Raw genomic sequence first — 11,109 nt, 5'->3', positions numbered from 1 at the left:
CCGAGGCCGGCCTGGGCGCCGAGAGGCGCCGGTGGAGAAGCAGCAGCCCGGCCGGGAGACCCGCGCCGGGCTGCACCACTGCAGGCCGGTCTCGACACCGGCTCCATCGCTCCACGGAGCGTTTCAGCCCCGTGCCATGGTCCATTCGCTGAGGCGTCCCTCCGCAAAATAGCGCTTCCTTCAGCGCTGCTGCAGCAGCCAATTTTAGCGGAGCCGTTCACGGGAACCAAGCCGGAAACGGCGGCGGGGCAGCGGATTCCTCGAGCGTACCTGGCTCGGGTGTCCGGCGGACGAGTTGGCGTCTCGGACAGCTCCGCGCGCCGTCTGGCCTTCGAAGCGAAGCTGGGCGAGGTGCTGGCCGAGGAACCGGCTCGAGATCCGCACCTCGAGGAGCGTGCCTGCAGTCACGTTCGGAAGAACCGTCCTGCCACCCCGGCCAGCGGGCGAAAGCAATCATGCCGATCCGGCACAGACAAGCGGGAAACGCCGGAAGAATATAATGAATATCAGCGATCAGGACGCGGCCGGCGCTCGCCTTGCCGGCCGGAGAGCCTTCCGGCGGCGATGGTCGGAAAGCCTTCCCGAGTTCCGGCCCGGCAGCCGGCCCGAGGCGCTCAGGCCGCGACGGCGGCGCCGCGCAGACAGCGCTCATAGGCGGCGACGAAGCGGTCCATGTCCTCTTCGTCGTTGTAGACATGCGGGCTGATGCGCAGCCGGCCCAGCCGGGGCGCCGCGAAGGCCTTCTCCGCGGCCAGGGCCTCGATGAAGCCGGCGGGCATGCCCTTAGGGAAGGAGACGCTGAGGATGTGCGGCGCGCGCAGGGCCCGCCTTGGCAGAACGGCGCCGCTTGCGGCCAGCCCTTCCTCCAGCCTTGCGGTCAGCATCGCGCAGCGTTCGCCGATCGCGGCATGACCCCAGGACGCCATCAGTTCGAGGCCCTCCGCCGCCATCTCGAGCCCGACGAAATGGTCGCGCTCGCCCATGTCGAAGCGCCGCGCGGTCGGCGCGTAGGACAGGTCCGACAGATAGGGCGAGCGATCGTTCAGCACGCCCTTTCGGCCGAAGCCGGTCTGCTCCAGCGGCACGCCATCCTGGTGGCGCCTCGCGATGTAGAGGAAGGCGCGGCCGTAGGGCCCGAGAACCCATTTATAGGTCGGGAAGATCAGGAAATCGGGGTCGATGCGCTTCACGTCGAGGTCCATCATCCCCGCGCCATGCGTCGCATCCACCAGGAGAGCGGCCCCCTTGGCCCTCAGCGCCGCCGCGATCCGATCCATGTCGAGCAGGGCGCCATCGGCCCAATGCAGGTTCGAGATCGAGGCGATCGAAATCGGCGCGCCAGGCCTTGCGATCGCCTCCTCCATGGCCGCCGTCCAATCGCCGTCGGCCGGGCGCTTCACCGTCTCGACGGCGAAGCCCTGCGCGGGCGCACGGGCGAGCCATTCCAGCACGGGCGAGGAATGGTCGTCTTCGAACACCAGCACGCGGGATCCGGCGGGCGGGGCGAAGATCTTCCCCGCCACGGCCACGCCGTAGGAGACGGAGGAGATCACCGCGACATCCTGGGCCTCGGCGCCGATCAGCGCGGCGGCGGCCCCGCGCGCGCGCTCGACCACTCGGCCCGGCAGCGCCGGATCCACCTCCCACGGACGGGTCTTTCGCCCGACGCCCATCCGCCCCGCCTCCTGCACCGAGAGGGGCAGCGGCGACCAGGCGGCGGCGTTGAGGTAGGCGACATCGCGCGGGATGTCGAAGAGATGGCGCTGGCAGGCGAGCATTCCGGCTTCCTTGGACGTGCGAGGTGAGCCTAGGACATCACCCGCCGGCCAGCCAACGCCTGAGACCCGCGCGGCCGAAGGGGCGACGGGAAACCGGCCCGAAAGTCGGGAAGCTTGGCGGACCCGAATGGATTCGAACCATCGACCTCTGCCTTCGGAGGGCAGCGCTCTATCCAGCTGAGCTACGGGTCCCGACCGCCGCCTCAGTAGCGCATGCGGTCGCGTCGGGGAAGGGCCGCTTCGCGCGGCCCCCTCCGAGGCCGGCCTTGCCGGCAGCCAGGACCGCGTCCAGGCTCGGGCCACTGGTTCCCCTGCACCAGCCGAAGGAGCGAGCATGCCGAACGACGCCCCGCGCCCCGTGGATGGGCTGGTCACCCCCCGCTTCGCCGCGCCGGCCAGCTTCATGCGACTGCCGATCCGCGAATCGGCCGAGGGGATCGACATCGCCATCCTCGGGATTCCCTTCGATGGCGCGGTCACCAACCGCCCCGGTACGCGCCACGGTCCCCGGGCCCTGCGCGACGCCTCGACACTGATGCGGCGGGTGCATCCGGTGAGCCTGGTCGAGCCCTACAAGCTCTGCCGCGTGGCCGACCTGGGCGATGCCGAGACCAATCCGGTGGACGTGATGAAGACGCTGGAACTGGTCGAGGCGCGCGTGGCGGCCATTCGAACGGCCGGCGCCTGGGTGCTGGGCGCCGGCGGCGACCACCTGATGTCCCTGCCCCTGCTGCGGGGGCTGAAGCGCGCCGCGCCGGCGACGCCGCCGCTCGGCCTGGTCCATTTCGACGCGCATTCCGACACGGCCGACACCTATTTCGGCGGCAGCAGGTTCACCCACGGCACGCCCTTCCGCCGCGCCGTCGAGGAGGGAATCCTCGACCCCAGGCGCATCGTGCAGATCGGCATCCGCGGCACGCTCTACGAGACCGACGACATGGAATGGGCCATGGCCGCCGGCATCCGCATCCTCCGCATCGAGGAATGCGAGGAGCTGGGGCCGGAGGGCGTGATTGCCGAGGCCCGCCGCGTCATCGGCGCCGGGCCGGCCTACCTCACCTTCGACATCGACAGCCTGGACCCGGCCTTCGCGCCGGGCACCGGCACGCCCGAGGTCGGCGGGCTCACGCCCCGCGAGGCGATGCGCCTGCTGCGTGGGCTGAGGGGCCTCGATTTCCTCGGCGCGGATCTCGTGGAGGTCTCCCCGCCTTTCGATCCCACCGGCAATACAGCCATGGTCGGGGCGACCATGATGTTCGAGATGCTGTGCCTCCTGGCCGCGGCGCGGGCCGGCCGCCGCTGACGTCAGGCCGCGGCACGGCCGCTCCGATCGGCGTTCAGCGCCCATCGTTGCGGAATATCCGCGTCATCTGCTCGAGCCCTTCATCCGCAACCGCCCGAAATTTCTTGCCATTCCGGATCCGGGCTCATATATAGGGCCATCAGCCTTTTTGGCTCGGACCCGTATTCGCGACGCAGAGCTTGCGTCCTGCACCGGTCCTCTTCACGAAAAGATTGATCCCGAGCCCGATTCCGGGCCGCGGACGAACTCTATCGAATCAAGGATATCGGCAGGACGCCGCCAGAGCGCCCGCCGGAACGCAACATGAATCATTTCCATACCAACACGGGCGCGCATGCCAAGCAGCTGCTGCCCCAGCCGAAGCCGTCCATCGAGGCGGCTCCCCCCGTCAGCCTGTCTCAGTCTGAGCTTCGCGACATCGTGCTCGCCATCCTCGGCTGAGACAGAGACACCCCACCTCCCGGATACAGGAAACCACCCCATCTCCATGCAAAGCCCAAGGAACGATCGCCACCAGGATCGTGCCAAGTCGTCAGAAGCCGCACGCAAGGCCGCACAGGCGCGGTTCGCCGCGCTGGCGCCGAAGCTGGACGATCCGACCGTCATCGAGCGGATGCAGGCGCGAGTCGCCGTCGCCGAAGCCCGTCAGGAGCGCATCGCCAAGCGCGCGGCCGAGCTCCGCGCGGCTGCGGAGGCCCAGGCCGCTGCGGCCGCCGCGGCGACCGCGGCCGCTGAAGCCGAAGCCGCGGCGCTTCGGGCCCAGGCGGAGGAAGCCGAGCGCGAGCGCCTGGCTTCGGCCAATGCGGCGAAGGCCCAGGCCATCGAGCTGATGAAGCAGCAGAAGCTGGCGCGCGACGCGCGCTATGCGGCCCGGCAGTCGCGGCGCAAGTAGCCCGATCGATACCGCTCCGGCCTCAGGCCGGAGCGGCGCCTTCTAGAATCTCGCTCTGCCGCACCATGCGCTCGTGGCCGTCGCCCACGTGCTTGACGTGGTACTCCCAGTCGATCCCGTCATTGGCCAGTATGCGCAGGACCTTGTAGGGGCCGCGCTTCACGTTGAAGAAGCCGCTCGGGACGAGGGCGACGTTCTGACCGACGCTGAACTTGTGCTGAGCCATGGCTTGTCCGTTCCATCTTCTGGCCGGATCGAACCCGGGCCTCCCATACATGGTGCGGCGCATGGCGGATTGCGACCGGATTCCCGCAGGATGGCCGGGACCGGCCGCCCCGGCCCGCTGGCCCTTCATCCCTGCCGCGCGATCCTATTGAAATCCCCCGCACAACCCGCGAGATTGGGGCCTTGCAAAGCCGCACCCGACGCCCGCAGTTCTTCTACACCACGACGCCTCTCCCCTGCCCCTATCTGGCCGGCAGGACGGAGCGGAAGATCGTGACCGAATTAACGGGCCCGGATTCCGAGGCCCTGCACGACAAGCTCTCGCGCGCCGGCTTCCGCCGCAGCCACAACATCGCCTACTCGCCGGTCTGCCCCGGCTGCCGCGCCTGCATCCCGATCCGCGTCCGCGCCGCCGATTTCGTGCCCAACCGGACGCAGCGGAAGGTGCTCGCGCGAAACGCGGACCTCGAGGTCCGCGCCACGCCCGCCCGCGCCACCGCCGAGCAGTTCGCGCTCTTCCAGCATTACCAGCAGTCCCGTCACGGCGGCGGCGACATGGCCGCGATGGGCTTCTACGACTACCGCGCCATGGTGGAGGACACGCCCATCACCACCGGTATCGTCGAGTTCCGCGAGCCGGGCGGGCGCCTGCTCGGCGGCTGCCTGACCGATTGGCTCTCGGACGGGCTTTCCGCCGTCTACAGCTTCTTCGCACCGGAGGAGGATCGCCGCAGCCTTGGCGCCTTCGCGGTGATGTGGCTGCTGGCCGAGGCGAACCGCAGCGGCCTGCCCTATGTCTATCTGGGCTACTGGGTCCCGGAGAGCCGGAAGATGTCCTACAAGGCCGGCTACAGGCCGGCCGAGGTCCTGGTGCAGGGCAGTTGGCGCCCTCTGGGCGAGGAGATTCCCGCCACCGGCGAGGCCGTCATCGCCGGCTGAGCTGCCGCCGCCCGGCCTATCGCCGCCCGGGGCTCCGCCGCAGCAGGTCATAGGTCAGCTGGCAGTCATTGCGGCCGGGATGCGAGCCGGTGAAGCGCCGCGCATTGTTCGGCCCCTCGAAGATCTGTCCCGTCCCCTCGCCGAAGGTGCCCAACCGCGGCATCCGCACGGCGCCGCCGGCGTCGATGCTCGCCTCCATCGGCCGGTCACCGGGAAAGCCGGGGATGGTCATCGTCGCGCCATGCACCTCGGCGGTCAGCAGCTGCGCGCCCGAGCGGCCGCTGCGGCGGCACTCCTGCACGCGATGGCCGACATAGGTGCCGTCATGCGGGCCGCCCCGCTGTGCCTCGGCCGGCCAGGCGGCGAGCAGGATCATGGCGGCGGGCAGAAGCAGGCGCATGGATCAGTTTCCGAACCGGTTGCTGCGGGGGAAGCCATTGGGCGGCAGCTTTCCTGCACCGGCCCGGTTGCCGCGCCAAGCCGTCAGGTCGAACTCGGTGCGCGTGCGCTCGCCCAGCTGCCAGGACAGGCCCTCGGCGGCGGCGAAGACCTTGGCGTCGGCCAGGCCGCCGTCCCTGTAGGATTGCAGCTGCACGCCGCGGCCGCGCGTCATGATCGGCAGTTGCTCCAGCGGGAAGATCAGCAGCTTGCGATTGTCGCCGAGCACCGCCACGGAATCCCCCTCGGCCAGCACGCAGAGCGCGGCGCGGGTGGCGCCCTCCAGCCCCATGATCTGCTTGCCGGTGCGCTTCTCGGCCAGGAACTCCCCGCCCTCGACCAGGAAGCCCTTGCCGTCCGTCGCCGCCACCAGGAACTTTTGGTCCGCTTCCGGCAGGAACATCGCCAGCACGCTGTCCTCGTTCGGCAGGTCCACGATGAGGCGCAGCGGCTGCCCGTCGCCGCGGCCGCGCGGCAGGGTGTCGCAACGCAGCGTATAGGCCTTCCCGTTGCTCGCGAAGATGACAAGGCGGTCGGTGCTCTGGACGGCGATGCGGAAGGCGAGGTTGTCGCCCTCCTTGAAGCGCAGCTCCGCATCCTCGGCGAGATGGCCCTTCAGCGCACGAATCCAGCCTTTCTCGGAGAGCACCACGGTCAGCGGCTCGCGCTCGATGAAGGCGCTCTCGTCCACGACGACGGCGGGCACGCCGGAGCCGATGGCGGTGCGGCGGTCGCCCAGCGCACCGGAGCCGAACTTCTTCCGCGCGTCTTCCACTTCCTTGCCGATGGCGGCCCACTGCTTCGCCGTGCTGGCGAGCAGGCCATGGAGCTGCTTCTGCTCCTTGCTGAGCTTGTCGTGCTCCTTGCGGATCTCCATTTCCTCGAGCTTGCGCAAGGCGCGCAGGCGCATGTTGAGGATGGCCTCCGCCTGGACCTCGGTGAGCTCGAAGCGGGCCATCAGCTTTGTCTTCGGCTCGTCCTCGGTGCGGATGATACGGATCACCTCGTCGAGGTTGAGATAGGCGATCAGATAGCCGGCCAGCACCTCCAGCCGCCGCGCGATGGCGGCCAGCCGGTGGTTGGTGCGGCGGATCAGCACCACGTGCCGGTGGTCGAGCCAGGCGCGCAGCGCATCGCGCAGGCCCATGACGCGCGGGGTCCGCGTCGCATCGAGCACGTTCATGTTGAGGCTGAAGCGGCTCTCCAGCTGGGTGGCGCGGAACAGCGTCTCCATCAGCACGGCGGGCTCGACGTTGCGGTTGCGCGGCTCCAGCACCAGGCGCACGGCCTCGGTGCTCTCGTCGCGGACATCGGCCAGCAGCGGCAACTTCTTCTCCTCCAGGAGAAGCGCGATCTGCTCGATGAGCTTCGACTTCTGGACCTGATAGGGAATCTCGGTCACGACGATCAGCTTGCCGCCGCCCTTCTGCGGCTCCTCGTGCCATTTGGCGCGCACGCGAAAGCCGCCGCGCCCAGTCTCGTAGGCCTCGGCTATGGCTTCGGCGCTCTCCACGAGCACGCCGCCGGTCGGGAAGTCGGGACCGGGGACGTGCTTCAGCAGGTCGGCCGTGGTGGCGTTCGGATTGGCGATCAGCTCCAGCGCGGCGGCGCAGAGCTCGCCCGCATTGTGCGGCGGGATCGAGGTCGCCATGCCGACGGCGATGCCTGTCGCGCCATTGGCCAGCAGGTTCGGGAAGGCGGCGGGGAGCACCACCGGCTCCTTGTCCTCGCCGTCATAGGTGGCGCGGAAATCGACCGAATCCTCGTCGATGCCGCTGAGCAGCGCCTGCGCGACCTCGGTCAGCCGCGCCTCGGTGTAGCGCATGGCGGCCGCGTTATCGCCGTCGATATTGCCGAAGTTGCCCTGCCCCTCGACCAGCGTGTAGCGCGCGGCGAATTCCTGCGCCTGGCGGACCAGCGCCTCGTAGATCGAGCTGTCGCCATGCGGGTGGTACTTGCCCATCACGTCGCCGACGATGCGGGCGCATTTCTTGAAGCCCGAGGCGGGGTCGAGCTTGAGCTGATGCATCGCCCAGAGCAGCCGGCGATGCACGGGCTTCAGCCCGTCGCGCACATCGGGCAGCGAGCGCGCCATGATGGTGGACATGGCATAGGCGAGGTAGCGTTCGCTCAGCGCCTCAGCGAGGTGCGTGTCGCGGATATTGCCCGGCTCTTTCGGTACCAGATCGTCAGGCATTCTCACTCGATTCCGTGGTGGTGGAGTCCGTGGTGGTGGTCAGGCGGTCCTGCAGCATCACCCGTGCATGGGGCAAAGGCCGGTGCTGGAGGCCGAAGGCGTCCCGGGAGAGGAAGAAGCCGGTCAGGCGGAGTCCTGCAAGCCATTCCTGGACATAGGACGGCTTTGTATCGTCGCGGAGAAAGGCCGGAAGGGCCAGGAGCCGGCCGGCATAGGGCGCACCCGCTGCCTCGCTGACGGCACGGCCGGATCTCGGCGATACCCAGACGAGGCCTTCGGTCGCCCCGGTGGCGGCGCAGCTGGTCAGGTCGAGGCCGTAGCCCAGCTCGGCGAGCAGTCCCGCCTCCCATTGGACCAGCAGCGGCAAGGCATCCTCCGGCCCGCGCGCCAGGGCCGCGATGACGCGGACCAGCCCGTGGAAACAAGCGGGATGCGCCTCGCGCTCGGGCAGCGCGCCCTCGGCGACGGCGCAGGCGGCCAGGAGGATGGAGAGCGCCAGCGGGTCGTCCATCGCCCTGGCGGCGGCGGCATGGACCATCTCGCCCGAGACGGCGCCCAGCTGATCCGCCAGCCGGCCGACCCAGCGGGCCTCGATGAGGTTGCCCGGCTGCCAGAGCGCGGCCTGGGCGCGCGATGCGCCACCCTTGGCCAAGCCGGCATGGCGGCCATGGGCCTCGGTCAGCAGGGTCACGACGACGCCGGTCTCGCCATGGGGCCGGCCGGAAAGGACGATGGCCGGCGCCATCCATTCCACGCTCATCGCGCCCGCCACCAGGCGTAGAGGCTCATCCCCAGTGCGACGAGGAAGGACAGCGCGGTCAGCGGCGCGCCGATCAGGAAGAGCCCCAGATCGCTGGTCCAGGGGCAGCGCCCGTGGAAGTTGCAGCTGTGCGGCGTGATGGCCATTGCCAGCCCCGTCGCCACGCCGAGGAAGGCCGTGACGGCCCAGGCCTTCACCCAGGCGCGCCGCATGCTAGCCCTCATCCTCCAGGCCGAGCGCCCGGATCCGGCCGCGCTCCTCATCCCAGCCCGGCCGCTCCTTCACGTTGAGGAAGAGGTGGATGGGCCGCTCCAGCAGCGCGGTCAGCTCCAGCCGGGCCTTGCGGCCGATCTCCTTGATGCGGGTTCCGCCGTCGCCGATCAGAATGGCCTTCTGCGAGGCGCGGGCGATGTAGATGGTGCAGTCCACCCGGGCGCTGCCGTCCGGCCGCTCCGTCCAGCTCTCGGTCTCCACCGAGGCGTAGTGCGGCACCTCCTCATGCGTCTGGCGCAGGATCTGCTCGCGCACGACCTCGGCGGCCAGCATGCGGTTGGGCAGGTCGGAGAGCTCGTCCTCGGGGAACATCCAGGGGCCGGGCTGCATGGCCTCGGCCAGCTTCTCGCGCAGCTTGTCGAGGCCCTTGTTCTTCTCGGCGGAGATCATGAAGGTTTCGGCGAAGGGCAGCATCTCGTGAAGCTTGGCGGCGAGCGGCAGCAGGATCTCGCGCGGCAGCAGGTCCACCTTGTTCAGCGCCAGCCAGACCGTGCGCTTCTGCTCCGCCAGCCGCTCGATGATGGTCCGCACCGCCTCGGTGAGGCCGCTCTTCACGTCCACGACCAGCAGCGAGAAATCGGCGTCCTTGGCCCCGCCCCAGGCGGCCGAGACCATGGCGCGGTCCAGCCGGCGGCGGGGAGAGAAGATGCCGGGCGTGTCCACCAGCACGATCTGCGCCTCGCCCTCGATCAGCACGGCGCGCACGCGGAAGCGCGTGGTCTGCGGCTTGGGCGAGACGATGGTGACCTTGGTGCCCGCCATGGCGTTCACCAGCGTGGATTTCCCCGCATTCGGCGCGCCGAGGATGGCGACGAAGCCGCAGCGCTGCTGCTCCATCGGGACGGAGGGTGTCGCCCTGGGCGCGTCGCTCATGACTGGATCCCCCCGAGCCAGGATTCGGCCGCGGCCTGTTCCGCCGCGCGCTTGCTTTCGCCCATGCCCTCGGCCGAGCGGCCGGCGGCGAGCACCGTCACGACGAAGACCGGCGCATGCGAAGGCCCGTTCACGGAGACATGCTGATAATCGGGAAGTCCGAGGCCGCGCCCCAAGGTCCACTCCTGCAATCGATTCTTGGCGCTGACCGGCGGCTTGGCGTCCACCTCGATCGCCGCCGCCCATTCGCGCCGCACCACCTTCTGCGCCACCTCGAGCCCGGCATCCAGGTAAATGGCGCCGAGCACCGCCTCCAGCGCGTCTGCCAGCACCGTCGCCCGGGCGCGGAGCCCCGTGCGGCCCTCGGAGGGCGGCACGCGCAGCGCCTCGGCCAGGCCCATCCTCTCGGCGATCGGCGCGATGACGTCCTGCGAGCAGAGGGTCGCCAGCCGCTTGCCGAGGTCGCCCTCGCGCTCCTGCGGGAAGCGCTCGGCCAGCCATTCGGCGATGCAAAGCCCGAGCACCCGGTCGCCCAGGAACTCCAGCCGCTCGTTGGAATCCAGCATGCGTCGGCGCGGATCGGCCGCCGAGCGGTGGGTCAGCGCCTGTTCGAGCAGCGCCGTGTTGCGGAAGCGGTGGCCGAGGCGCTCCTGAAGGGGATCGGTCATCGCACCGCGGAGAAGAGGCGCGAGTAGCGGATGGCGAAGGGCCAGCCCCAGACCTCCCACCAGCGCGCGCTGCCATCCACCGAGAAGAAGATGAACTCGGCCCGGCCCACCAGATTCTCGACCGGCACGAAGCCCACCGCGCTCGGCACGCGGCTGTCGAGGCTGTTGTCGCGGTTGTCGCCCATGGCGAAGACATGCCCGTCCGGCACGCGGAATTCCGGCGTGTTGTCGAGCGGACCGTCGTTCGACTGCTCGATGATAAGGTGCGAGCGGCCGCTCGGCAGGAATTCGCGATACTGCTGGACCGTCATGCGCGGCCCGTCGCCCTCGGCGACATAGGGCCCCAGCGGCTCCAGCCGCACCGGCTGGCCGTTGATGTGCAGGACGCCGCGACGGACCTGGATGATGTCGCCCGGCAGGCCGACGATGCGCTTGATGTAGTCCTGGCTCGTGTCGCGCGGCAGCTTGAAGACCGCGACGTCGCCGCGCTGCGGCATGGCGCCGAAGATCCGCCCCTCGAAGAGGTTCGGGCTGAAGGGCATGGAATGGCGCGAATAGCCGTAGGAGTACTTGGAGACGAAGAGATAGTCGCCCACCAGCAAGGTCGGGATCATGGAGCCCGAGGGGATGTTGAACGGCTCGAAGGCGACGGTGCGGATGCCGATGGCAATGAGGGCGGCGTAGACGACCGTCTTCACGCTCTCGAGCCAGCCGCCCGACTTCTTCTTAACCGCCAAGGTGGTGGATTTCGCCATGGGACAGG

13 protein-coding genes and 1 tRNA gene are annotated in these 11,109 nt (G+C 69.5%); 4 read left to right on the top strand and 10 right to left on the bottom strand.

What is annotated here, in order from left to right:
• Positions 1–614: 614 nt before the first annotated feature.
• Together EJV46_RS21015 and EJV46_RS21010 are read right to left on the bottom strand one after the other, a co-directional pair.
• A complete protein-coding gene (locus tag EJV46_RS21015; protein ID WP_131550685.1) occupies positions 615–1,778 on the bottom strand; it encodes an aminotransferase class V-fold PLP-dependent enzyme in 1,164 nt (387 codons plus the stop codon).
• Between the two features lie 115 nt (positions 1,779–1,893).
• Positions 1,894–1,970, bottom strand: a tRNA-Arg gene (locus EJV46_RS21010).
• A gap of 142 nt (positions 1,971–2,112) precedes the next feature.
• Here EJV46_RS21010 and speB point away from each other — a divergent pair.
• The 3 genes from speB to EJV46_RS21000 all read left to right on the top strand — a co-directional run bounded on the left by speB (position 2,113) and on the right by EJV46_RS21000 (position 3,973).
• Positions 2,113–3,081, top strand: coding sequence for an agmatinase (speB, locus tag EJV46_RS21005; RefSeq protein ID WP_131550684.1), 969 nt, complete (start codon positions 2,113–2,115; stop codon positions 3,079–3,081).
• 303 nt (positions 3,082–3,384) lie between these two features.
• Positions 3,385–3,522, top strand: a complete 138-nt coding sequence (locus tag EJV46_RS22960) for a hypothetical protein (RefSeq protein ID WP_165585653.1) — start codon at positions 3,385–3,387, stop codon at positions 3,520–3,522.
• Positions 3,523–3,568: 46 nt separating this feature from the next.
• Positions 3,569–3,973, top strand: a complete 405-nt coding sequence (locus EJV46_RS21000; RefSeq protein WP_131550683.1) for a DUF6481 family protein — start codon at positions 3,569–3,571, stop codon at positions 3,971–3,973.
• 22 nt (positions 3,974–3,995) lie between these two features.
• Here EJV46_RS21000 and EJV46_RS20995 read toward each other — a convergent pair whose 3' ends face one another.
• Complete coding sequence (locus EJV46_RS20995) at positions 3,996–4,199, bottom strand: hypothetical protein (protein WP_131550682.1); 204 nt, start codon at positions 4,197–4,199, stop codon at positions 3,996–3,998.
• 173 nt (positions 4,200–4,372) lie between these two features.
• Here EJV46_RS20995 and EJV46_RS20990 point away from each other — a divergent pair, with 173 nt between their 5' ends.
• Positions 4,373–5,137, top strand: a complete 765-nt coding sequence (locus EJV46_RS20990; RefSeq protein ID WP_370323105.1) for an arginyltransferase — start codon at positions 4,373–4,375, stop codon at positions 5,135–5,137.
• 16 nt (positions 5,138–5,153) lie between these two features.
• On the opposite strand, the gene EJV46_RS20985 is transcribed toward EJV46_RS20990, so the two are convergent.
• The 7 genes from EJV46_RS20985 to lepB are packed head-to-tail and all read right to left on the bottom strand — an operon-like array spanning position 5,154 to position 11,101.
• Complete coding sequence (locus EJV46_RS20985; RefSeq protein ID WP_131550680.1) at positions 5,154–5,537, bottom strand: hypothetical protein; 384 nt, start codon at positions 5,535–5,537, stop codon at positions 5,154–5,156.
• A gap of 3 nt (positions 5,538–5,540) precedes the next feature.
• Complete coding sequence (parC, locus tag EJV46_RS20980; RefSeq protein ID WP_131550679.1) at positions 5,541–7,772, bottom strand: DNA topoisomerase IV subunit A; 2,232 nt, start codon at positions 7,770–7,772, stop codon at positions 5,541–5,543.
• Positions 7,765–8,526 (bottom strand): DNA repair protein RecO, encoded by a 762-nt coding sequence (recO, locus tag EJV46_RS20975; RefSeq protein ID WP_131550726.1) that lies wholly within the window; start codon positions 8,524–8,526, stop codon positions 7,765–7,767. The genes parC and recO overlap by 8 nt, the downstream gene beginning before the upstream one ends.
• A 2-nt stretch (positions 8,527–8,528) precedes the next feature.
• Positions 8,529–8,744, bottom strand: coding sequence for a hypothetical protein (locus EJV46_RS20970; RefSeq protein ID WP_131550678.1), 216 nt, complete (start codon positions 8,742–8,744; stop codon positions 8,529–8,531).
• 1 nt (position 8,745) lies between these two features.
• Positions 8,746–9,678 (bottom strand): GTPase Era, encoded by a 933-nt coding sequence (gene era, locus EJV46_RS20965; RefSeq protein WP_240782685.1) that lies wholly within the window; start codon positions 9,676–9,678, stop codon positions 8,746–8,748.
• Positions 9,675–10,346, bottom strand: coding sequence for a ribonuclease III (rnc, locus tag EJV46_RS20960; protein ID WP_131550677.1), 672 nt, complete (start codon positions 10,344–10,346; stop codon positions 9,675–9,677). Before rnc ends, era begins: the two co-directional genes overlap by 4 nt.
• On the bottom strand, positions 10,343–11,101 hold the full coding sequence (lepB, locus tag EJV46_RS20955) for a signal peptidase I (protein ID WP_131550676.1): 759 nt from the start codon (positions 11,099–11,101) through the stop codon (positions 10,343–10,345). Before lepB ends, rnc begins: the two co-directional genes overlap by 4 nt.
• Positions 11,102–11,109 lie beyond the last annotated feature (8 nt).

It is taken from the genome of Roseococcus sp. SYP-B2431, from assembly GCF_004336745.1.
Classification (GTDB): domain Bacteria; phylum Pseudomonadota; class Alphaproteobacteria; order Acetobacterales; family Acetobacteraceae; genus Roseococcus.
This window is presented reverse-complemented; position numbering and strand designations above follow the sequence as displayed.

What these genes read in the sequence shown, in the direction of transcription:
- EJV46_RS21015 (WP_131550685.1), bottom strand. Translation starts at nt 1,778, where the DNA reads ATGCTCGCCTGCCAGCGCCATCTCTTCGACATCCCGCGCGATGTCGCC.
- parC (WP_131550679.1), bottom strand. Translation starts at nt 7,772, where the DNA reads ATGCCTGACGATCTGGTACCGAAAGAGCCGGGCAATATCCGCGACACG.
- rnc (WP_131550677.1), bottom strand. Translation starts at nt 10,346, where the DNA reads ATGACCGATCCCCTTCAGGAGCGCCTCGGCCACCGCTTCCGCAACACG.
- EJV46_RS20995 (WP_131550682.1), bottom strand. Translation starts at nt 4,199, where the DNA reads ATGGCTCAGCACAAGTTCAGCGTCGGTCAGAACGTCGCCCTCGTCCCG.
- speB (WP_131550684.1), top strand. Translation starts at nt 2,113, where the DNA reads ATGCCGAACGACGCCCCGCGCCCCGTGGATGGGCTGGTCACCCCCCGC.
- lepB (WP_131550676.1), bottom strand. Translation starts at nt 11,101, where the DNA reads ATGGCGAAATCCACCACCTTGGCGGTTAAGAAGAAGTCGGGCGGCTGG.
- era (WP_240782685.1), bottom strand. Translation starts at nt 9,678, where the DNA reads ATGAGCGACGCGCCCAGGGCGACACCCTCCGTCCCGATGGAGCAGCAG.
- EJV46_RS20970 (WP_131550678.1), bottom strand. Translation starts at nt 8,744, where the DNA reads ATGCGGCGCGCCTGGGTGAAGGCCTGGGCCGTCACGGCCTTCCTCGGC.
- EJV46_RS22960 (WP_165585653.1), top strand. Translation starts at nt 3,385, where the DNA reads ATGAATCATTTCCATACCAACACGGGCGCGCATGCCAAGCAGCTGCTG.
- EJV46_RS20985 (WP_131550680.1), bottom strand. Translation starts at nt 5,537, where the DNA reads ATGCGCCTGCTTCTGCCCGCCGCCATGATCCTGCTCGCCGCCTGGCCG.
- EJV46_RS21000 (WP_131550683.1), top strand. Translation starts at nt 3,569, where the DNA reads ATGCAAAGCCCAAGGAACGATCGCCACCAGGATCGTGCCAAGTCGTCA.